Origin of the sequence: Nocardia brasiliensis NBRC 14402 (genome assembly GCF_000308475.2) — a bacterium.
Taxonomy (GTDB): Bacteria; Actinomycetota; Actinomycetes; order Mycobacteriales; family Mycobacteriaceae; genus Nocardia; species Nocardia brasiliensis.
In genome coordinates this window covers 1-20,373 of the sequence record NZ_BAFT02000090.1, presented here as the reverse complement: position 1 = coordinate 20,373, position 20,373 = coordinate 1, and the positions used below count along the sequence as shown (strand labels likewise).

The following is a 20,373-nucleotide window of genomic DNA, read 5'->3' as shown; positions in this document are numbered from 1 at the left end:
GATGAGTTTGCAAGAGTTCTGGTTCGTGCTGATCGGGGTGCTGTTCACCGGGTACTTCGTGCTCGAGGGTTTCGACTTCGGCGTCGGCATGCTGATGCCGATCCTCGGCAAGGGCTCCGACACCCGAAGGCGGGTGGTGCTCAACACGATCGGGCCGGTGTGGGACGGCAACGAGGTCTGGGTGATCACCGCGGGCGGTGCCATGTTCGCCGCCTTCCCGGAGTGGTACGCCAGCCTGTTCTCCGGCTTCTACCTGGCGCTGCTGCTGTTGCTGGTGGCGTTGATCCTGCGGATCTGCGCGATCGAATACCGCGGCAAGATCGACGACCCGCGTTGGCGGGCGCGCTGTGACCTCGGCATCGGAATCGGTTCCTGGATACCGGCACTCGCGTGGGGCTGGGTCTTCGCGAACGTGGTGCGCGGGGTGCCGTTGAACGAGAAGAAACAGTTCGCCGGCTCGGTTTGGGATCTGCTCGGACCGTACGCACTGCTCGGCGGACTGACCACCGGACTGCTGTTCGCGCTGCACGGCGCGGTGTTCCTCGGCCTGAAGACCGGCGGCGAGGTGCGAGCCGACGCGCAGCGCACCGCCAAACTGCTGCTGGTGCCCACCGCGGTAATCGTCGGCGTCTTCGGTGTCTGGACGCAGCTGGCCTACGGCACCGGGTGGACCTGGATTCCGTTGGGGCTGGCCGTGCTCGGACTGGTCGGCGCGGGCGTCGCGGTGTACGCGGACCGGGACGGCTGGGCTTTCACCGGCACGGCCGTCACCGTGGCGGCGGCAACCGCGCTGCTGTTCGGCTCGCTGTTCCCGAATGTGCTGCCCTCCACCATCGATGCCGCGTTCGACCTGACCATCCACAACGCGTCGTCCACGCCGTACACGCTGAAAGTGATGAGCTGGGCCGCCGTTCTGGTCACGCCGGTGGTGCTGCTGTACCAGGGCTGGACCTACTGGGTGTTCCGGAAGCGGATCACCGTCGACCAGATCCCCGCGCCCATCGGGCTTTCGCTGAAGGACTGAGCTCATGGCTCGACCGCCTGTCGACCCGCGCCTGTGGCGGTACGCGCGCTCGGCCCGCCGCTACCTGGTGCTGAGTGTGCTGCTGTCGCTGGTGATCACCGGTTCGATCGTCGTCGCGGCGGTCCTGCTCGCCCGGGTGCTGGCCGGGGTCGTCACCGAACCCGGTCAGCGCACATTCGGCGCGTGGAGCACCGAAATACTGGTGCTCGCAGTCGTTCTCGGCGTGCGGGTACTGGCCACCTGGTGGCAGTCACGGCTCGGGCACCGGGCCGGAGCCGGCGTCGTCGCGGAACTCGAAACCGCGGTGCTGACCGCCGGCGCGCAGCTGCCGCCGCGTGAACTCGAAACCCGCAGAACAGAACTCGCGGTCGTCGTCGGCACCGGGCTGTCCGGCTTGCGCGGCTACCTCACCGGTTACCTGCCCGCGCTGCTGCTCGCCGTGCTGGTGCCGCCGATCGTGTTGGCGGTCATCGCGATACACGATCCGATCTCGGGTCTGATCGTGGTCGTCACCTTGCCGCTCATCCCGATCTTCATGATCCTCATCGGACTGCTCACCCAGGGCCGGGCCGAGGCGACACTCGCGGCGACCACCCGGCTGTCCGATCAGCTGCTCGATCTGTTCGCCGGGATGCCGACGTTGCGTGCGTTGGGGCGGGAAGCCGGTGCGGGGTCGGCTGATCGGATCAGCGGTGGTGATGGGGTCCGCTCTGGTGCAGCCGAAGCGGATGCGGCGGATTCCGCCGAGTTGCGCCGGACCACGATGGTGCCCAGGGTGCGCGAGCTGGGCGATGCGCTCCGGCAGCGGACGATGCGGGCACTCCGCATCGCCTTCCTCTCCTCCATGGTGCTGGAAATGCTCGCGACGCTCAGCGTCGCCCTCATTGCCGTCTCCATCGGCCTACGCCTGGTCTTCGGCGAAATGAGCCTGTACGCAGGCCTGGTCGCCCTCATCCTCGCCCCGGAGGTCTACCTCCCACTCCGCATGGTCGGCGAACGATTCCACGCCGCCCAAGACGGGATGGCAGCCGCCGATCGCGCCTTCGCGATACTCGAATCGGATAGTCTCGCAACCGATTCGGCGCAGGCAGACGACTCTTCGGCGGTGGTCGACCAGGTCGGCAAGTCCGCCGCAGGTGGTCAGCGGAGCCGTCCGGATGCGGGTAGCGTCGGGGTTCGCGATGCTTCGAGCGGTCGTTCGGATACGGACGGCGTTGCAGGGCAGCTGGATTGCGTCGGTAGCTCGACCGCCGGTGGTGTTGATGCGGCGGCCGGTGGCCTGGCGTCATCGGGGCGTTCGGATGTGGGCGGAGCCGGGGTGGCGGGGTCTGGTGGGGTAGTCGAGGTGCGGGGGTTGTCTGTGCGGGCGCGTGGGGGTTTCGCGCCCGAGGGGTTGTCGGCGGTGTGTCGGCCGGGCGAGGTGACGGTGTTCGCTGGGGCCAACGGGAGTGGGAAATCTACGGCGGTGCAGGCGATTCTGGGGTTGATCGAGCCTGATCGCGGGGCGGTGACGGTGGACGGGGTCGATGTGCGGGAACTGGATTCGGCGGCGTGGTGGGCGCGGGTGGCCTGGTTGCCGCAGCGGCCCGTGCTGGTGCCCGGCACGCTGCGGGAGAACCTCGAGTTGTTCGGCGCGCAAGCGGAAATGCCCGCGGCGCACGGGGCGGCACGGATCGTGGACGATCTCGAAGCCGCCTGCGTCGCCACCGGTTTCGACGCGATCCTGGATGAATTGCCCGACCGCTGGGACACCGTCGTCGGTTTCGGCGGCGTCGGCCTCTCCCTCGGCCAACGCCAACGTCTCGCCCTCACCCGGGTTCTCGCCGCCGACCGCCCGCTCCTGCTCCTCGACGAACCCACCGCCCACCTCGACACCGACAGCGAAGCCGCCGTCCTCACCGCCCTACGCCACCGCGCCCGCGCCGGCACCACAGTCGTCCTCATCGGCCACCGCCCCACCGTCCTCGCCGCCGCCGACCACGTAATCCAAGTCCGTGCCGCCACGAACGCCCTGACGGAGGTGCGGGGATGAGCGGGGTGCTGGTGGGGGATCTGCGGCGGATGTGGGCGTTGCTGGGGGTGTCTCGGTGGCGTGTGGTGGTGGCGGTGGGGTGGGGCGTGCTGGCGCTCGGGAGTGGGCTCGGGCTGGCGGCGTTGGCGGCCTGGTTGATCGCGCGGGCCTGGCAGATGCCGCCGGTGCTGGATTTGAGTATCGCGGTGGTCACCGTACGGGCGCTCGGCATTTCGCGGGGGCTGTGCCGGTACCTGGAACGGTTGGCGACGCACGATGTGGCGTTGCGGGCGATGACGACGGCGCGTACCACGGTGTATCGCACGCTGGCGCGCTCGGACTTCTGGTTGTACCGGCCGACGCGCTCGAAAGATGCGGCGGCGCAAGGAGCGAGCGCGGCGGCGCTGCGGCGCGGTGATCTGCTCGTTCGTACGGGCAGCGATATCGATGATCTCGGCGCGGTCGTGGTACGGGTGTTCGTGCCCGTCGCGGTGGCCGTGGTGCTCTCCGCCGTCGCGATCGGGCTGCTCGCTACGATTTCGGTGGCGGCCGCAGCGATTCTGGCTGGGGCGCTGGCACTTTCCGGGTTGGTGGCGCCCTGGCTGTCGGCTCGGGCCGCACGCGATGCGGAACGCGCCGTGCGAGCGGACCGGGCCGAGTTCACCGCCCAGTCGTTGACCGTGCTCGATCACGCGGCCGAACTGCGGGTGGCGGGCCGACTCGACGCCGCGCTCGCCGCCGCTGTCGCAGCCTCTCGGCGCGCGGTCGCCGCGGAGGACCAGGCAGCGGCACGCAGTGCCTGGTCCGCCGCGGCCACGCCGCTCGCCATCGGCGCAAGTGTGCTGGGCGCCTTGCTGATCGGCATCACCCTCTACGGACCCTCCGGCGGCACTCCCGGCGCCATGACGCCGATGGCACTCACCATCCTGATGCTGCTCCCGCTGTCGGCATTCGAAGCGGTCGGCCCACTCCCCGCCGCCGCCCAATCCCTCACCACTGCCCGCGCCGCCCTGCACCGCCTGACCCAACTCGACGAGATGCAGGACGAACGCCACACCTCCGCCGTGCGGCTTGGCGGCCAACACATCCCGCAGCCGGTGGTCGACGATGTCGAGGTCAGTAGCGGTGGAGCGTCCGGGCGAGGAGTTGAACCGGCTGGTGGCCAGAATGTCCTGGGGGCAGAGTCCGTCGAGGTCGGAGCGGGCAGGGGTGCGGTCCCGGTGCGGGCCCGCGACTCGTCGGATAGTGCTTTGGCGCAGGCGGTTTCGGAGATTCCGGCGGGGCGTCGGGTGGCGGTGGTGGGGCCTAGCGGATCTGGGAAGACGACGTTGCTCATGCGGTGGGCCGGGTTGTTCGATACTCCCCGTCCCGGGGTCACGTTCTTTGCGGAGGACGCGCATCTGTTCGGTACGTCGGTGTTGGAGAATCTGCGGGTCGGCTGCGGTGATCTCAGTGTGGCTGATGCTGAGAAAGCTTTGCGCACAGTGGGTCTCGGTGAATGGCTGGCCGGGTTGGCGGACGGTGTGCACACGGATCTGGTCGGTGGTGCGGCCGCGGTGTCCGGGGGGCAGCGTCGTCGAATTCTGCTCGCCCGGGCACTCGTCTCGCCGGCGCGCGTGCTGCTGCTCGACGAGCCCACCGAGCATCTCGAGGCGGACGCGGGAGCACAGTTGCTGCGCGAGCTGCTCGACGCCGAGAGCGGGCTGGTGGAACCCGACCGGATTGTGGTCGTCGTCACACATCAGTTGCCGGGGGATCACCGCGCCGACGCGATCGTCCGCGTGGACGCATCAGGGCAGGTGACGACGCATTTTCCCGGTCGGCCGGGCGCAGTTTCCGCCCACCGAGAAATTCCGTTGCCGACCCGCTGACTCCTCGCTAAATTCGTTCTTACACAAGGAAGGAGGTGGTTCGAAGAATGTATGTTCATAGGACTCGTGAGGTGGCTGTCCGCTAGCGCCACCGCTGCAACGGTCTCCGTTCGCGCGAGCGCTGAGCGAATACCAGGCAGCCACCCGGCCCCCGAGCCCCCGGTCTTGTCCGATCGGGATCGCGCAGGTGTTTACACCCGTGATATGGCTCGGGGGTCGTTCCTGTTTGGGGGGTTGGTGTGCCCGCTGGCGCGGGCTTGCTGCGGCGTGCCCCACGCCTGCGGCGCGGGTCTGTGAAGGCCGGAGTATCGAGGAGCACACGTAACGCGCCGGGCGTCGACACGCTGATGACGTGCTGGTCAGGCGATCACCAGGTAACCATGGCGGCATCGTGCGAGAAGGTCCCGCCACCAGTACCTGGTGATCAGTTGACCAAGGAAGGGCCTAGCCGATGTAGCGCTGGAGGCGGGCGGAGAGGCGCGGCTCGAGCGGCCCGTCGGCTACGACGCGCTCCTCGACGTAGGCGAGGTCGCCACCTTCGACGATGCCGTAGAGGCGTTTGGCGCCGCCGACGACGATGCCGGATTGGCTGCGGATGACCACGTCGGTGGCCAGCTCCCAGGAGGACTGGGTGAGGGCTTGGCCGTAGAAGAGTTCGACGATGCCGGTGCTGTGGGTCAGCAGCAGTTCGATGACCTCGTCGTTGCCGTCGATGCCGACCCGCCAGAAACCGCTCTCGCGCAGGTCGGGGCCGCCGTAGCTGCCGTCGGCGTCGATCACCCAGGAGCGCGAATCCCAGGCCAGGTAGTCGCCGCCGTCGTGGGAGACGATGATCTGCTGGCCGAAGCGGTAGTCGCCACGCTCGGGGTGGTTGCCTTCGCCCTCGCCGCGCCACACGCCGACCATGGGCAGCAGCGCGAGCATGGAGGAGCTCAGGTCGGGGCCGAGGCGCAGGTTCGCGGTGTCCTCGGGCAGTGGCAGGTCGGGCAGGCCGGGGATATTGCGCGCACCGGTCGACTTGGCGCGCTCGGCAGCCTCGGACACGGCTGCGTCGCCGCTGCGGCGGGGAGCCGGATCCGCCGAACCGTTGCCGTTCAGTTGTTCACTCGCTCGCTCGGCTGGACTGGAACCCTCGCTCGCGAGTTCGCTCATGCCTGAGCCTCGCTGGCGCTCACCTCAGGCATGCGCGAGGCACGCTGTGACATGATTCGCTCGCTTCGCTCGCTCATGACTCGGTGAACAGCCGGTAGAAGACGTAGAGGCCGAACCATCCGATGAGGACGGCGACAGCCACCAGCAGAATCTCGAAGAAGAGGACCACATTTGGAGTCTAACGACTCGCGTGGCCGCGTACACAAACGACCCCGGTGGTTCTCCTCATAGTGAGGGGAAGCACCGGGGCCGTTTGCTGCGTACGGTTTCTTACTTGGCGACCGCGACGTCCACCGGGTGGATTCCGGCACCGTCGGGGCGGATCTCCGCGGAGCCGTTACCGGCCGAGGAGAGCGCCCGCACGGTCCACGCGCCGGGCGCCGCGAAGAAGCGGAAGTCGCCGGTGCCGGAGGCGACGACCTCGGCGGTGAAATCACCGTTGCCGTCGAGCAGGCGCACGAACGCGCCGCCCACCGGCTGACCGTCGGTGCTCAGGACCCGGCCGGTGATGACCGTTTCCTTCTCCACGTCGACACCGGCGGGGATGGCCTGACCCTGGGTAGGTGCTGCACACATGATTACGCTCCCAATTCGATCGGTGCACCGACGAGGGAGCCGTATTCGGTCCAGCTCCCGTCGTAGTTCTTGACATTGCTGTGGCCGAGCAGCTCCTGCAGCACGAACCAGGTGTGCGAGGAACGCTCGCCGATGCGGCAGTAGGCGATGGTGTCCTTCTCGCCGTCGAGGCCGGCTTCCTTGTAGATCTCGGTGAGCTCGGCGTCGGACTTGAAGGTGCCGTCCTCGTTCGCGGCCTTGCTCCACGGCACATTGATGGCGCCGGGGATGTGGCCGGGACGCTGGCTCTGTTCCTGCGGCAGGTGCGCGGGGGCCAGGATCTTGCCGGAGAACTCGTCGGGCGAGCGGACGTCGACCAGGTTCTTGGTGCCGATGGCCGCGATGACCTCGTCCCGGAAGGCGCGGATCGAGACGTCGGGGGCGGCGGCCTTGTACTGGGTGGCCGGACGGTTGACGCCGGCGGTGGACAGCGGGCGGCCGTCGAGCTCCCACTTCTTACGTCCACCGTCGAGCAGCTTGACGTTGTTGTGGCCGTACAGCTTGAAGTACCAGTAGGCGTACGCGGCGAACCAGTTGTTGTTGCCGCCGTACAGGACTACCTCGTCGTCGTTCGAGATGCCGCGCGCCGAGAGCAGGTCGGAGAACTGCTGCTGGTTCACGAAGTCACGACGAACCTGATCCTGCAGGTCCTTCTTCCAGTCGAGCCGGACAGCACCCTCGATGTGGCCACCGTCGTAGGCGGAGGTGTCCTCGTCGACCTCGACGAAGACGACGCCGGGGGCGTTGAGGTTCTCTTCGGCCCAGTCCACGGAGACCAGGACATCGGAGCGAGCCATGTTGTTCCTTTCAGAGATGACTTGCAGGGTCAGTTCGGTGCCGGGGACCCCGGACCACCGCCAGTTGGTGCAGCTATCCGGCGGAAACGGGCGACCAGCGGGTAGATCTGGCAACCCAGGCAGATCCCGAACGCCGCGTTCAGGAACGCCGCGAACAGGGCGAAGCCGGCGAACACCGCGCCGACGATTGTGGAGCCGAGCGCGAAGCCCAGCAGGCTGACAGCCGCGAACACCAGGCCGAGCAGCTGCGCGAATTTCAGCGGCGGCACCGGCTCGGTTTCGGTGGTCGGGGCCCGGCGCGGCGCGACGAATGTCGCGTAGATGCGGCCGTACGGGTGCTTACGCGGACCGTAGGCGGCGCCGATTGCGAAGACGACCGCCTGAACGGCGATCAGCGCCGCGGCCGCGATGGGGGAGAAGATGGCGGCGATCAGGACCAGGACCAGGACGGCGGTGGTGATCCAGGCGGCGAAACGCGGGCCGCGAACATCTACCTGTCCCTGCGGAATTGGCTGATTCTGCGAAGTATTACGAATTTCAGTGGACATTGTGCGTACTCCTGCGCTGGATGCGACTGATGGCTGGAAATTGGCCAGTTCGCCGGGGGATCGAGAAGATCACTCGCGCGGCGGACGAAGGTCGGCGTCAGGAAATCTGGAAAAGCCGACCGCTCAGCGGCACAGGCAGCAACAACCACCGAGGCGGCACAGATCAACCGTGCGGCGTCGGGTGAGCATCAGCTCGTGGTTGGAAAGCACGAAGGCAGTTTACCCAATTGGGCGGGAGAATTGGACCCCGGGTTCGTCACAGGGATCCGGTGAACCTGTCAAGCCGCCTACGCAGCCTGCTCAGGCGGCGACGGTGAGCGGCTCGAGCGCGGAGCGCAGATCGGTCACCTTCGGCACGCCGGAGATCCGAAAACGTTCGCGCCCTTCACTATCGAAGACGAACGTGGTGGGCAGCGAGAGCACGTTGAGTTCCTTGGCGAGCACCGGCTCGGCGTCGATGTCGATCTCGATGTCCAGCGGCGGCTGCGGCGATTCGGCCAGTTGCCCGGTCACATCGGCGACGACCCGGCGCACCGCGGCGCAGGGCCCGCACCAGTCGGCGGAGAAATGCAGCACGGCGGGGCCGGTGCCGGTCACGCCGACGGACGCGAGCAGATCGGCACGCGCGGAGCCGTTTTCGATGTGATCGGCGGCGCGGACTCTGCCGTCGCGCCGGCGCAGCAGCAGGCCCACCGCCAAGGCGGCGAGCAACATCACTGCCAGAATTGTGATTTCGATCATGGTCGCTGCAATCGGTCGAGGTCGATCGTGACGTTCACGCCCTTGCCCTGGACGACGATCCAGCCGCCGTCCGCACGGACTTTCGCGGGCTGGACACCGAACGGCAATTCCTTGAAGTCGATAGTACGGGTGAAGCGTGCGAGCACCGCCGGTCGATCGGCCTCCGGCAGCATCGCCACCGGAATGGTCGAGGTGTTGGTGTCTTTGCACGAACCGGTCGCGGTGACCCGCACCTGGCCGCCGTCGAGCGCCAATTCGGCACGCACCGCGACGTTTTCGCCGCCGAATTGCGCACCGGGCGATTCGGGCAAAGTGCCTGTGAGGCACAGCACACCGTCGGTCGCGGTCATGCCGGTGCCACCCGAACCGCCGGTGCCGTCGGATTTGTCCGCGGGCGGTCCCTTCACCTGCAGGTCGGGAATGCCGAACAGCTGACCGAGCTCGGTCGGCCCGATCCGTAGCGAACTGTCCACCCGCTCCACCGGCACATTGCGCAGGCTGCCGTCGACCAGGTCACGCAGCGGGATGCGCAGGCCGGTCAGCGTCGCCTCCATCTCGAACTCCCCGCGAATGTCGGGCCGCTTACCGCTGGCCCTGATCACGACGTTGTCGTAGCGGCCGTTGACCGCCTGAGCGAGGAAGGAGACGCCGCTGATGGCCACCGAGGGCTCGGCGGCGAGGTCGGCGCCCTGGCGCAGCGCGCGCGAGACCCGATACTCCGAATAGGCCGCGATGCTGAAATCAGTGACCACTGCCAGTCCCGCGAGAATCAGCAGCCCGATGATGAGCTTGCGCATTGGTGAACCTTAACGGGGGCGGGTTCGACGGTGCATTTCCGGTATCAGACATATCTGCCGGGGTGCGTCGGCAACCCGGATGGCGAGGTCATCGGGGTTCACACGCTAATCTTGCATCCGATTACCTGTGATCAGCGACGTGGCCCCGGCAATGCGGCTGTAGTCCTCGGAGCTATGAGATGGGAGGAGAGCTTGTGGAGCTGCTCCTGCTGACCTCCGACCCCGACCCCGAGTCGGTGTTGCCCTCGCTGGCGTTGCTGGCGCACAACGTGCGTCCCGCACCCACCGAGGTGTCCTCTTTGCTGGAAGCGGGTACCGCGGATGTCGCACTGGTCGACGCCCGCACCGATCTGGCGGCCGCACGCGGACTGTGCCGGCTGCTCGGCAGCACGGGGTCCTCGGTTCCGGTCGTCGCGGTGCTCACCGAGGGCGGCCTGGTCGCGGTCAACGCGGACTGGGGCCTGGACGACATCCTGCTGCCCGGCACCGGGCCGGCCGAACTCGATGCCAGGCTACGCCTGCTCGTCGGGCGCAACGGCGGCGTGGCGAGCCCGGAGAACACCGGCAAGATCACCCTGGGTGAACTGGTGATCGACGAGGGCACCTACACCGCGCGGCTGCGCGGCCGCCCGCTCGACCTGACCTACAAGGAATTCGAGCTGCTGAAGTACCTCGCGCAGCACGCGGGCCGGGTGTTCACCCGGGCGCAGTTGCTGCAGGAGGTGTGGGGCTACGACTTCTTCGGTGGCACGAGAACCGTCGACGTGCACGTGCGCCGCCTGCGCGCCAAGCTCGGCAGCGAATACGAGTCGCTCATCGGCACCGTGCGCAACGTCGGCTACAAGGCGGTGCGTCCGTCCCGGTCCGCGAGCAAGGGCGAGTCCGCGCCGGCGCCGGAGGACGAGGCCGAGGGGACCGACGACGCACCGCTGGCGCCGGTCAACGGCTCTGTGCAGTGAGGTCGGCGGACGGCCGATCCGAAACACCGGTGCGTCATTATCTGTTCGGGTGGAGTTCAGTCGGCTCCGGCGCGGTTTCGCCACGTGGCGCCCGCCGCGCCCCGTCGCGAAATGTTCGCTGAGTCCGCGGTGTTGAGCGGAAAGCAATGACGTTGTCCGAGTGCGGAAATGAGGACCGAGTGAGCGAGCGTGCGCAAGCGGACCGGGCCAGTGGTGCTGTGTCGACACGGTGGGCGGCGCAGGTCGACGCGGACACCGCCGCAGCGATCCGGCAACTGCTCGACCGGGCTACCGCCGCAGACGGGGTCGCCCCCGTCTCCGAACAGGCGGTGCTGTCATTGAACTCGGCCGACGACGCTCCCGCCCGGCACCTGGTCGCCACCCGCGACGACGTGATCACCGGTTACGCGAACCTCGTTCCGGCGCATGGTGACCACCCGGCGATGGCCGAGGTCGCAGTCGATCCGGCGGCGCGTGGCCAGGGCATCGGCGCCGAATTGGTCGCGGCCGCGCTCGCCGAGGGCGGAGCGGGCACGCGGGTGTGGGCGCACGGCAACCGGCCCGCCGCGCAGGCCGTCGCGGCCCGGCTCGGCCTCGCCACCGCGCGCGAGTTGTGGCAGATGCGACGAGCCCTGGCAACGCCGGAGCTACCGGAGTTGCCGGAGCGTGCCGACGTGACGATCCGGACCTACGCGGGCCCCGCCGACGACGCCGAACTGTTGCGGGTGAACAACGCCGCCTTCGTCTGGCATCCCGAGCAGGGCGGCTGGACCGAACGCGATATCGTCGCCCGCCGCGCCGAGTCGTGGTTCGACCCCGCCGGACTGTTCCTCGCCACCGATCCGGCCACCCCTGAGCAGGTGCTCGGATTCCATTGGACCAAGGTGCATTACGACGAGAACCCGCCGGTGGGCGAGGTGTACGTGGTCGGTATCGACCCGGCCGCGCAGGGCCGCGGACTCGGTCGGCTGCTGACCCTGGCGGGGCTGCGGCATCTGCGTGATCGCGGCCTTGCCGAGGTGTTGCTCTACACCGAGGCGGACAACACCGCGGCCGTGCACACCTACACGCGTTTGGGGTTCGCGCCCGCGCATGTGGATGTGGCGTATTCGGCCGCGTCAGCTGAATAGCGGAAGGCGGGTCGGCGGCGTCCGAGTAAAACTGGGGCTAATGTCACACATAACGCCCTAATCGCGCTTGGCTGTTCACCCGCCGTTCACTCAGGTCGGTCCAACTGTCAACCACGTGACTTTACGTTGATTGGTGGGCAGCCCACGGCTGCCTGGTGCGCAGGTTCCCCGCGAACAGCACCCACATCACCCGTCCGGGCCAGGTGAGGGACCGGACGAGTAGGACGCCTTTCCGGAGGAATAGTGAATCTCAAGCGCAGCAGCGCCCTCGTTGGTGTGCTGGCGGTCAGTGTCATGGGCCTCGCCGCATGTGGCAGTGATGACAACACGTCGAGCAGCAATGGCGACACCGCCAACTCCAACGTCGCCTGTGGCGGCAAGAAGGCGCTCAAGGCCAGCGGTTCGTCGGCGCAGAAGAACGCCATGGAGCGCTTCATCGCCGCCTACGAGGCCAACTGCGACGGCAACACCCTGAACTACACCTCGAGCGGCTCCGGCGCGGGTGTCAACGAATTCCTCGGCGGCCAGACCGATTTCGGCGGCTCCGACTCCCCGCTGAGCGCCAAGAAGGACGAACCGACGAAGGCGCAGGACCGGTGCGGCGCCCCCGCGTGGAACCTGCCGACCGTGTTCGGCCCGATCGCCGTGACCTACAACATCGACGGCGTCACCGACCTCGTGCTGGACGGCCCGACCGCCGCCAAGGTCTTCAACGGCGCGGTCACCACCTGGGACGCCCCCGAGATCAAGGCGCTCAACCCGAACGCGAAGCTGCCGAGCGACAAGATCGCCGTGATCTTCCGTTCCGACGAGTCGGGCACCACCGACAACTTCCAGCTCTACCTCGACGCCGCCTCCGACGGCGCCTGGGGCAAGGGCGCGGGCAAGGCGTTCACCGGCGGCGTCGGCGAGGGCGCGAAGGGCAACGAGGGCACCTCGGCCGCCATCAAGGCGACCAAGAACTCGATCACCTACAACGAGTGGTCGTTCGCGAAGGCGCAGAACCTGTCCATCGCGCAGATCGTCACCTCGGCCTCCAAGACCCCGGTGAAGCTGGACACGGCCTCGGCGGGCAAGGCCATCGACAGCGCGAAGATCAAGGGCGAGGGCAACGACCTGGTGCTCGACACCAGCTCGTTCTACAAGCCGACCGAGGCGGGCGCCTACCCGATCATCCTGCCCACCTATGAAATCGTCTGCTCGAAGTACAAGGACGCCGACACCGCCAAGGCGGTCAAGGCGTTCCTGACCTCGGCGACCACCAACGGTCAGAAGGGTCTCGACGAGGCGGGCTACGTCCCGATCCCCGAGAAGTTCAAGACGCGTCTGACCACCGCGATCAACGCCATCTCCTGATCGCACAGTTGCAGCCATGACCGTGCACCCTGAGGTGACCGCCGCCGGCTCGTCGGATTCTGATCCGGCGGGCCGGCGGGCGGCCGGAGACAAAGCCCCCATGCCGAGTGAACCGAGCACCGAACCAGCCAAGCGGGTTCGACCAGCCCAGAGCCATCGGGCCGAGACCATCTTCCGGTCTCTCGCCACGGCATCGGGCGCAATCATCGTCGCCGCCATCGCGCTGATCGCGCTATTCCTGCTGATCCGCGCGGTGCCCTCGGTCATGGCGAACGACGCGAACTTCTTCACCAGCACCGAGTTCAACACCAGCAACGCCGACCACCTACGGTTCGGCATCCGCGACCTGTTTATGGTCACGGTGCTGAGTTCGATCTTCGCACTGGTGATCGCGGTGCCGATCGGTGTCGGCATCGCGCTGTTCCTCACTCATTACGCGCCGAAGGTGCTGTCCCGGCCGTTCGCGATGCTGGTCGACCTGCTGGCCGCGGTGCCGTCGATCGTGTTCGGCCTCTGGGGCTTCCTGGTGCTCGCCCCGCAGCTGGAGCCGGTGCAGAAATTCCTGAACAACAAGCTCGGCTGGTTGTTCCTGTTCTCCGACGGCAACGTCTCGATCGCCGGTGGCGGCACCATCTTCACCGCGGGCGTGGTACTCGCGGTGATGATTCTGCCGATCATCACCTCGGTCTCGCGTGAGGTCTTCAACCTCACCCCGCCCGCGCATATCGAGGCCGCGCACGCGCTCGGCGCCACGAAGTGGGAGATGGTACGGATGACCGTGCTGCCCTACGGCCGCAGCGGCGTGATCGCGGGATCCATGCTCGGCCTCGGCCGCGCACTCGGTGAGACCATCGCGGTGCTGGTCGTGCTGCGCACCTCGGCGCAGGCCGGGCACTGGTCGGTGTTCGACGGCGGCTACACCTTCGCATCGAAGATCGCCTCCGCGGCTTCGGAATTCAGCTCGCCGCTGCCGACGGGCGCTTACATCGCGGCAGGCTTCGTGCTGTTCGCGCTGACCTTCGTGGTCAACGCGCTGGCGCGGCTGGTCGCGGGCGGAAGGGTGAACGGGTAATGACTGCAACGCTCGACAAGCCGATCAAAGCGCCGACCTTCCGCGACATCAGCACCGCGCGCCGGGTCAAGAATCAAATCGCGACCGGCATTGTCTGGCTGTGCTTCGCGATCGCGCTGATCCCGCTGGCCTGGGTGCTCATCATGGTGGTGAGCAAGGGCATGGAGTCGATCGTTTCGATCGACTGGTGGCAGAAGTCGCAGAAGGGCATCCTGCCGGATCAGGCCGGCGGCGGTGTGTACCACGCGATCTACGGCACCATCGTGCAGTCGGCCATCGCCGCGGTCATCGCGGTGCCGCTGGGCATCATGGCCGCCATCTACCTGGTCGAGTACGGCCGCGGCTTGCTCGCCAAGACCACGACCTTCATGGTGGACATCCTCGCAGGCGTGCCCTCGATCGTGGCGGCACTGTTCATCTTCGCGCTCTGGATCGCGACCCTCGGTGCCCCGCAGAGTTCGTTCGCAGTGTCGTTGGCGCTGGTCCTGCTGATGCTGCCGGTTGTGGTGCGCAGCACGGAGGAAATGCTGAAGCTGGTGCCGGACGAGCTCCGGGAGGCGTCGTACGCGCTTGGCGTGCCCAAGTGGAAGACCATCGCCCGGATCGTGGTGCCCACCGCGCTGCCCGGCATGATCAGCGGCATCCTGCTGGCCCTCGCCCGCGTGATGGGCGAGACCGCGCCGGTGCTGGTCCTGGTCGGTTACAGCAAGTCGATCAACACCAACCTTTTCGACGGCAATATGGCGTCTCTGCCGCTGCTGATCTATCAGGAGCTGGCGAACCCGGAAGCGGCAGGCCGGGCCAGGGTGTGGGGTGCGGCGCTGACGCTGATCCTGCTCATCGCGCTGCTGTACGCGGCGGCCGCGGTCGTCAACAAGCTGCTCACGCGGAACCGATAGAAGCGAACGGATAACTGAGATGGCCAAGCGGATCGACGTCAAAGATCTGAATATCTTCTACGGCAAGTTCCACGCGGTCGCCGATGTCGACCTCACCGTGCTGCCGCGCAGTGTCACCGCCTTCATCGGCCCGTCGGGTTGCGGCAAGTCCACGGTGTTGCGCTCGCTCAACCGCATGCACGAGGTGACGCCCAACGCGCGCGTCGAAGGCGCGGTGCTGCTGGACGGCGAGGACATCTACGGCTCGCAGATCGACCCGGTCGGGGTGCGCCGCACCATCGGCATGGTGTTCCAGCGCCCGAACCCGTTCCCCACCATGTCGATTCGCGACAATGTGGTGGCCGGGCTGAAGCTGCAGGGCGTGCGCAACAAGAAGGAACTCGACGAGGTCGCCGAGCGCTCGCTGCGCGGCGCGAACCTCTGGAACGAGGTCAAGGACCGGCTGGACAAGCCGGGCGGCGGCCTCTCCGGTGGTCAGCAGCAGCGGCTGTGCATTGCCCGCGCGATTGCGGTCTCGCCCGACGTGCTGCTGATGGACGAGCCCTGTTCGGCCCTGGACCCGATCTCCACGCTGGCGATCGAGGACCTGATCACCGAGCTGAAGAAGGAATTCACCATCGTCATCGTCACGCACAACATGCAGCAGGCCGCGCGCGTGAGCGACCAGACCGGCTTCTTCAACCTGGAGGCGCAGGGCAAGCCCGGCCGCCTGATCGAGATCGACGACACCGAGAAGATCTTCTCCAACCCGGGCCAGAAAGCCACGGAGGACTACATCTCCGGCCGCTTCGGATAACCCCGGCATCAAACGAAAAGGCCCGCACCTTCCGGTGCGGGCCTTTTCGCTATTCGGCCGGTGCGGGTACTTCGTCTTGGACGAATTGCGGGACGTAGTTGTTGGCCCGGTGTTCCTGGTCGGTGTCGCCGCGGGTGGGGGAGGGGAGGCCGAAGAGGCTGCTGCCCTGGGAGGTGGTGGCGGCGGGGGACTGGGCTGCGGGGTAGGACGCGGGGCTGGTGGTGCCGGGGTCCATCAGCGAACTCTGGGGCTGAGTAACGGATTTCGGTGCGTCGGGGTCCGCCTTCGGCGCCGTGGTGTCCGGCTTGGGCGTGGTGCTGCCGGGTTCCGCGGGCTTGGCGCTGGGCTTGTCTTCCTGCTTGGTTTCCGGGTTGTCGCCCGCCTTGGGGTCGGGCTGTTTGTCGCCGGCCTTGGGGTCCGGCTGTTTGCCGTCGGTCTTGTCGGCCGGGTCGGTGCTCTCGGGAGTCTTCGGCTGCTGGTCGGTGTAGGTGGGGTCGTCGCCGGCAGGTTGCGACGGTGTATTCGCGGGCGCGGCAGCATTGTTGTCGACCGCGTCGACGATCTTCTCGATACCGGTCGTCGACGCTTCGATGAGGTTCTTGCCCGCCTCGCCACCCGCCTTGACGATATCGGCAAGATTGTCGTCGAGCTTGCCGACCGATTCGAGCAGGGTGGGGATGTTGCCGGTGACCGAGGTGATCGCGGAGGCCACCGAGGTGAGGTCGGAGACCTTCCAGGTGCTGAGATCGGTGAGCTTGCTGGTCGAGGTGTCCGTCGCCGGCACTGCGGATTTGGGCTCTGTGGTCGCGGGTTCGGTGGAGGCGGGTTCGGTGGTTTTGGGTTCCGTGGAGGCGGGTTCGGTGGACGCCGGCTCCGTGGACTTGGGCTCCCCGTTCGTCTTCTCGGAGACCTCGGTCAGCTTGCTCGGGTTGGTGCCCGCGGGCTGCGTGTCCGGCTGGGACTCGTCCTTCGCCGTCGTCGGATCGTCCTCGACCTGCTCCTGGGTGAGCGTCGATTTCGGGGCCCCGCTGAGCAACGAGTCGCTGTTGTCGATCGGATCACCGTCGCCGAGCTGCTCGCCGCGCGTTTTCACCGCGGCGCTGGCGGTTTCGATCGCGGTGGTGATGCCGGCCTGGGTGCCGAGCATCTCGTTGAGCGCGGTGGTGATCGCGGTCTGATGGGTCTGCAGGTTCTCGTCGTCACTGCCGGAACTGTCACCCGACGAGGTGACCTGCCAATCTTCGGAGACGGTGAAACCGGCCGCGGTGGCCTCGGTCACCTTGTCCAGCAATGCTTGCCGGTAACCGGTCAGCGTGGTTCCGCCGTCGACCAGGGCCTGCGCCAGGGTCTCGGTCTCCTGCGCGACCTTGTTCCCGTTGTCCCGGTCGCCGGCGACCCGGTCGTACGCGGCGTAGTACGCGTCACCGCTCCAGTGCGAGCCGGCCTCCCTGATCTGGGTGACGGTGCCGTCGATCATCGTGACGAATTCGGCGTTGCGAGTGCGGATTTCGGCACCCGCATCGTTGAGCAGCCACGGCTTCCATTCCGTCTGCACCTGGCTCAGCGTCGGAACGCTCTGGTCGCCGCTCCTCATCGATCGCTGCCCGCCGCGTTGAGCTTGTCCCGGAAGTCGGTGTCGGTGACCTCGTAGTTACCGGCGCCGCCCTTGGCGATATTGGATACGGCCTTGCAGCGCTGCGCCATGCGTAGCCAGGCGGCCTCGATCTGGGGTGCGCCGCCGGTGAGCGCGCCGGTGATCGTCGAGCCCGGCAATGCGGTGCTCAACGTGTCGGCGGCGAGGGCCTTCAGCCCGCCGATCTCGCCGCTGATCTTGTCCATCGATGCGGCTAACGCGCGCAACTCTGCCGGATCGACCTTCATCTGCTGTCCCCTTCGTGCCGCAACTCCCTAGCGGCAGGTACAGCCGAAGTCCTGCGCTCGGCTGTAAGGACGATTTTTTACTGATCTACAACGTAAAAGCAAGACTGGCAGTGTGATACGGCAGTGCCGAGCTGCCTGCCACCACCGGCGGCAGGCAAACCGCTCGCTCAGCCCTCCGCGTCGGGGTCCGGGGGAAGGACGCCGGTGACCAAGAAGATGACGCGGCGGCCGATTTCGACGGCGTGGTCGGCGAAGCGCTCGTAGTAGCGGCCGAGCAGGGTGACGTCGACGGCTGCGGCGACACCGTACTTCCAGTCGCGGTCCATCAGCAGCGTGAACAGGTGACGGTGCAGATCGTCCATCGCCTCGTCGTCCTCGTTGAGCTGTGCGGCGCGCTCCGGGTCGCGGGTCTCCAGCACCTCTTTGGCGCCCGCGCCCATATTGACCGCGATGCGGCCCATCTCGGCGAAGTAGCCGTTGACCGCCTCGGGCAGCGCGTGATTCGGGTGCCGCCGCCGGGCCACCTTCGCCACGTGCAGTGCCAGGGCGCCCATCCGGTTGACGTCGGCCACGATCTGGATCGCGCTCACCACCTGGCGCAGATCGCCCGCGACGGGCGCCTGCAGGGCCAGCAGCGCGAACGCGCGCTCCTCCGCGTCCTGGATCAGCTCGGCGATCCGGTCGGACTCGGTGATCACCTGCTCTGCCAGAGCGAGGTCGGCCTGGAGCAGTGACTGGGTGGCCCGGTCCATGGCCGAGCCGGCCAGACCGGCCATCTCACCCAGCAGCTGGGCGAGATCTGCCATTTGCTCGTTGTAGATGACACGCATGAAATCAGACATTAGTTCCCGGCGCTGTCCAAGTCACGAACGGTGGGTGAATGCCCGGTGCCGATGCCCCGTGTCGGTGTTACCGCAGGTAGCGCACAACCCCTACTTGCACGTCTCGTCCGCGGCGTTCACGTGTTCCAGGTCGGAGGGCAACGTGACCGGCGTCGCAGGTCCGGTGCTGACCGTCACGTCCGGGATCGGGTCGCCGACCGGCGTGGGCGCCTTGACCGTTCCGGTGAAGTCACCGCCGATCACCACCTCGATGATGCCGCCGAGATCGCTCGCCGGTTCCAGCAGCGCACCGGGGATGGTGCTGGCCACCGTGGCTGCCGCGGCCTCCTGCCCCGCGCCGAAGCGGACCTTGGAGGTGAGTTCGCTACCGCCGGAATAGTTGCCGGTGTTGAAGATCTGGAAGCCTTGGTTGCCGAGCTTCGTCGCGGCCCGCTGCGCGGCACCCGAGACGCCCGAGCCGTTGGACACCAGCAGCGAGGCGGTGCTCGGATCGACCGCGGTGAGCTTCGGCGGCGACGGCGGCGGGGTCGGGATCGACCCGGGGGCGGGCGTCACCTTCTTCTCGCCGGGCAGCGGCTGGTCGTCGCGGATCGCCTTGAAGATCGCCTTGATGTCCTGCTCGCGCGGGATCTCGTTGCCGTACGAGGTGGTGCCCGCGGTCGGAATGGTCAGGAAGGTGACCGTGCCCGCATCCAGTTTCTGCAGCGAACGGCCGAGCGTGAGCAGATCCGCGGGCTGCACCTTGTCGACCCAGGTGTGCTTGGTGAACGCCTGGATGAAGCTGTTCAGCTTGCCCGGATCGAAGAGCACCTTGCTCGACAGCGCGCCGCGCAACAGCGAGGCCATGAAGCGCTGCTGCCGATTGATCCGGTCGTAGTCGCTGCGTTCCTCGCCGTAGACGTGCCTGGCGCGCACGTAGTTCAGTGCCGTCTGCCCGGTCACCATCTGCTTGCCCGGGTTCTCCAGCACGGTGCCCAGGACCTCGTCGTTGATCGGCTTCGGCGCGCACACCTCGACGCCGCCGATGGTGTCGACCATGGCTTCGAACCCCGCGAAATCGATCGCGATGAAGTGATTGATCGCGCTACCCGTCATCCGCTGGATCGTGGTGAACAGGCACTTGGGCCCGCCGAGCGCGTAGACCGCGTTCAGTTTGTCACCGATCGCCGAGGGGTAGACCTCGCTGGTGTACTGGACCTTGTCGTTGTCCCAGCCGTTGCACTGCGGCCGGGTCACGTCCAGGTCGCGGGGGAACGACACCACGACGACGCGTGAGCGGTTCTTGGGGATGTTCACCAGCATGACGGTGTCCGCGCGGGAACCCTCGGCGTCGTCGAGCGTGCCCGCGCCGACCTGACTGTTCACGCCCGCGCGGGTGTCGGTGCCGACGAGCAGGTAGTTCTCGTCACCGAGCTGCGCGTTCGAGTCGACGACGTCTTCGGTGTTGTCGTCGATCGCGGAGATCTGGGTGAAGCTGTTGCCGGTGGAGCGCAGATAGCTCCAGCCGCCGCCGGTGGTGAGCAGGCAGATCACCGCGAACACCACCAGGGTGCTGCGGCCCACGACGCGAAGCCGCTTGTTGCGACGTTGTTTACTGGCGGCCAGCCGCGACAGCGGGGCCGCGCCGACCGATTTGGGCGGTGCGGCACCGTCTTCGCCGGTCTTCTTGCGCTTGGCCCGGGTGGGCTCGTCGAGCGGCGGCAGGATGTCGGTGACCTCTTCGGCCGTCTCCGGCTTCGGCCGCGCCTTCGGGACGGCTCGGGTCTCCTCGGCCGGGCCGCGCCGGTTCGGGGTGCGCGCTGCCGGGGCGCCCGCGATGTCCTGGGCGACCGGGGTGCTGCCGGTGCGCGGCGGCGGCGCGTCGGCGCGCCGGGTGGGCGGT

Annotated in this window: 19 protein-coding genes; 9 read left to right on the top strand and 10 right to left on the bottom strand. The window is 67.5% G+C overall.

Annotated features, from left to right (window positions below):
- The first annotated feature begins 1 nt into the window (after position 1).
- From cydB to cydC, 3 genes are read left to right on the top strand one after another with little or no spacing between them, the layout of a single operon-like run.
- Positions 2 to 1,024, top strand: a complete 1,023-nt coding sequence (gene cydB, locus TY25_RS30950) for a cytochrome d ubiquinol oxidase subunit II (protein ID WP_042262071.1) — start codon at positions 2 to 4, stop codon at positions 1,022 to 1,024.
- Positions 1,025 to 1,028: 4 nt separating this feature from the next.
- Complete coding sequence (locus TY25_RS30945) at positions 1,029 to 3,056, top strand: ABC transporter ATP-binding protein/permease (protein ID WP_042262069.1); 2,028 nt, start codon at positions 1,029 to 1,031, stop codon at positions 3,054 to 3,056.
- The gene (cydC, locus tag TY25_RS42055; RefSeq protein ID WP_042262068.1) at positions 3,053 to 4,906 is read left to right on the top strand and encodes a thiol reductant ABC exporter subunit CydC; all 1,854 of its coding nucleotides are present in this window, start codon (positions 3,053 to 3,055) and stop codon (positions 4,904 to 4,906) included. The genes TY25_RS30945 and cydC overlap by 4 nt, the downstream gene beginning before the upstream one ends.
- A 444-nt stretch (positions 4,907 to 5,350) precedes the next feature.
- Here cydC and TY25_RS30935 read toward each other — a convergent pair whose 3' ends face one another.
- The 6 genes from TY25_RS30935 to TY25_RS30905 all read right to left on the bottom strand — a co-directional run bounded on the left by TY25_RS30935 (position 5,351) and on the right by TY25_RS30905 (position 9,556).
- On the bottom strand, positions 5,351 to 6,058 hold the full coding sequence (locus tag TY25_RS30935) for a heme-binding beta-barrel domain-containing protein (protein ID WP_042262066.1): 708 nt from the start codon (positions 6,056 to 6,058) through the stop codon (positions 5,351 to 5,353).
- A 270-nt stretch (positions 6,059 to 6,328) separates the two neighbouring features.
- Positions 6,329 to 6,634 carry a DUF1416 domain-containing protein gene (locus tag TY25_RS30925; protein ID WP_014981486.1) on the bottom strand — a complete coding sequence of 102 codons (306 nt, stop codon included), beginning with the start codon at positions 6,632 to 6,634 and terminating at the stop codon, positions 6,329 to 6,331.
- A 2-nt stretch (positions 6,635 to 6,636) separates the two neighbouring features.
- Complete coding sequence (locus TY25_RS30920; protein WP_042262063.1) at positions 6,637 to 7,470, bottom strand: sulfurtransferase; 834 nt, start codon at positions 7,468 to 7,470, stop codon at positions 6,637 to 6,639.
- Between the two features lie 29 nt (positions 7,471 to 7,499).
- Positions 7,500 to 8,018, bottom strand: coding sequence for a DUF4395 domain-containing protein (locus tag TY25_RS30915; RefSeq protein WP_042262060.1), 519 nt, complete (start codon positions 8,016 to 8,018; stop codon positions 7,500 to 7,502).
- Positions 8,019 to 8,318: 300 nt separating this feature from the next.
- Positions 8,319 to 8,759 carry a thioredoxin family protein gene (locus TY25_RS30910; protein ID WP_042262058.1) on the bottom strand — a complete coding sequence of 147 codons (441 nt, stop codon included), beginning with the start codon at positions 8,757 to 8,759 and terminating at the stop codon, positions 8,319 to 8,321.
- On the bottom strand, positions 8,756 to 9,556 hold the full coding sequence (locus tag TY25_RS30905) for an LmeA family phospholipid-binding protein (RefSeq protein WP_042262056.1): 801 nt from the start codon (positions 9,554 to 9,556) through the stop codon (positions 8,756 to 8,758). The genes TY25_RS30910 and TY25_RS30905 overlap by 4 nt, the downstream gene beginning before the upstream one ends.
- A 194-nt stretch (positions 9,557 to 9,750) precedes the next feature.
- Between TY25_RS30905 and TY25_RS30900 the strand changes: the two genes are divergently transcribed.
- The 6 genes from TY25_RS30900 (at position 9,751) to pstB (ending at position 15,768) form a co-directional block, all read left to right on the top strand.
- Complete coding sequence (locus TY25_RS30900) at positions 9,751 to 10,515, top strand: winged helix-turn-helix transcriptional regulator (RefSeq protein WP_042262054.1); 765 nt, start codon at positions 9,751 to 9,753, stop codon at positions 10,513 to 10,515.
- Between the two features lie 179 nt (positions 10,516 to 10,694).
- On the top strand, positions 10,695 to 11,645 hold the full coding sequence (gene mshD / locus TY25_RS30895) for a mycothiol synthase (RefSeq protein ID WP_226887075.1): 951 nt from the start codon (positions 10,695 to 10,697) through the stop codon (positions 11,643 to 11,645).
- Positions 11,646 to 11,888: 243 nt separating this feature from the next.
- Positions 11,889 to 13,001, top strand: coding sequence for a phosphate ABC transporter substrate-binding protein PstS (gene pstS / locus TY25_RS30890; RefSeq protein ID WP_088607050.1), 1,113 nt, complete (start codon positions 11,889 to 11,891; stop codon positions 12,999 to 13,001).
- Positions 13,002 to 13,101: 100 nt separating this feature from the next.
- Complete coding sequence (pstC, locus tag TY25_RS30885) at positions 13,102 to 14,073, top strand: phosphate ABC transporter permease subunit PstC (RefSeq protein WP_042262117.1); 972 nt, start codon at positions 13,102 to 13,104, stop codon at positions 14,071 to 14,073.
- Positions 14,073 to 14,972 carry a phosphate ABC transporter permease PstA gene (gene pstA / locus TY25_RS30880; protein ID WP_042262051.1) on the top strand — a complete coding sequence of 300 codons (900 nt, stop codon included), beginning with the start codon at positions 14,073 to 14,075 and terminating at the stop codon, positions 14,970 to 14,972. The genes pstC and pstA overlap by 1 nt, the downstream gene beginning before the upstream one ends.
- Positions 14,973 to 14,991: 19 nt before the next feature.
- Positions 14,992 to 15,768 (top strand): phosphate ABC transporter ATP-binding protein PstB, encoded by a 777-nt coding sequence (gene pstB / locus TY25_RS30875; protein ID WP_014981496.1) that lies wholly within the window; start codon positions 14,992 to 14,994, stop codon positions 15,766 to 15,768.
- A 49-nt stretch (positions 15,769 to 15,817) separates the two neighbouring features.
- Here the strand turns inward: pstB and TY25_RS30870 are convergent, their stop codons facing one another.
- The 4 genes from TY25_RS30870 to TY25_RS30855 all read right to left on the bottom strand — a co-directional run.
- Positions 15,818 to 17,362, bottom strand: a complete 1,545-nt coding sequence (locus TY25_RS30870) for a hypothetical protein (protein WP_042262049.1) — start codon at positions 17,360 to 17,362, stop codon at positions 15,818 to 15,820.
- The gene (locus TY25_RS30865) at positions 17,359 to 17,649 is read right to left on the bottom strand and encodes a hypothetical protein (RefSeq protein WP_115347013.1); all 291 of its coding nucleotides are present in this window, start codon (positions 17,647 to 17,649) and stop codon (positions 17,359 to 17,361) included. Before TY25_RS30865 ends, TY25_RS30870 begins: the two co-directional genes overlap by 4 nt.
- A gap of 167 nt (positions 17,650 to 17,816) precedes the next feature.
- Positions 17,817 to 18,479 (bottom strand): phosphate signaling complex protein PhoU, encoded by a 663-nt coding sequence (gene phoU, locus TY25_RS30860; protein WP_014981499.1) that lies wholly within the window; start codon positions 18,477 to 18,479, stop codon positions 17,817 to 17,819.
- Between the two features lie 102 nt (positions 18,480 to 18,581).
- A partial coding sequence (locus TY25_RS30855; protein WP_052383296.1) for an LCP family protein occupies positions 18,582 to 20,373 on the bottom strand: 1,792 nt, incomplete at its 5' end.

Coding starts and splice junctions, on each gene's coding strand:
- cydB (WP_042262071.1), top strand. CDS start 2: ATGAGTTTGCAAGAGTTCTGGTTCGTGCTGATCGGGGTGCTGTTCACC.
- TY25_RS30945 (WP_042262069.1), top strand. CDS start 1,029: ATGGCTCGACCGCCTGTCGACCCGCGCCTGTGGCGGTACGCGCGCTCG.
- cydC (WP_042262068.1), top strand. CDS start 3,053: ATGAGCGGGGTGCTGGTGGGGGATCTGCGGCGGATGTGGGCGTTGCTG.
- TY25_RS30935 (WP_042262066.1), bottom strand. CDS start 6,058: ATGAGCGAACTCGCGAGCGAGGGTTCCAGTCCAGCCGAGCGAGCGAGT.
- TY25_RS30925 (WP_014981486.1), bottom strand. CDS start 6,634: ATGTGTGCAGCACCTACCCAGGGTCAGGCCATCCCCGCCGGTGTCGAC.
- TY25_RS30920 (WP_042262063.1), bottom strand. CDS start 7,470: ATGGCTCGCTCCGATGTCCTGGTCTCCGTGGACTGGGCCGAAGAGAAC.
- TY25_RS30915 (WP_042262060.1), bottom strand. CDS start 8,018: ATGTCCACTGAAATTCGTAATACTTCGCAGAATCAGCCAATTCCGCAG.
- TY25_RS30910 (WP_042262058.1), bottom strand. CDS start 8,759: ATGATCGAAATCACAATTCTGGCAGTGATGTTGCTCGCCGCCTTGGCG.
- TY25_RS30905 (WP_042262056.1), bottom strand. CDS start 9,556: ATGCGCAAGCTCATCATCGGGCTGCTGATTCTCGCGGGACTGGCAGTG.
- pstC (WP_042262117.1), top strand. CDS start 13,102: ATGCCGAGTGAACCGAGCACCGAACCAGCCAAGCGGGTTCGACCAGCC.
- pstA (WP_042262051.1), top strand. CDS start 14,073: ATGACTGCAACGCTCGACAAGCCGATCAAAGCGCCGACCTTCCGCGAC.
- pstB (WP_014981496.1), top strand. CDS start 14,992: ATGGCCAAGCGGATCGACGTCAAAGATCTGAATATCTTCTACGGCAAG.
- TY25_RS30870 (WP_042262049.1), bottom strand. CDS start 17,362: ATGAGGAGCGGCGACCAGAGCGTTCCGACGCTGAGCCAGGTGCAGACG.
- TY25_RS30865 (WP_115347013.1), bottom strand. CDS start 17,649: ATGAAGGTCGATCCGGCAGAGTTGCGCGCGTTAGCCGCATCGATGGAC.
- phoU (WP_014981499.1), bottom strand. CDS start 18,479: ATGCGTGTCATCTACAACGAGCAAATGGCAGATCTCGCCCAGCTGCTG.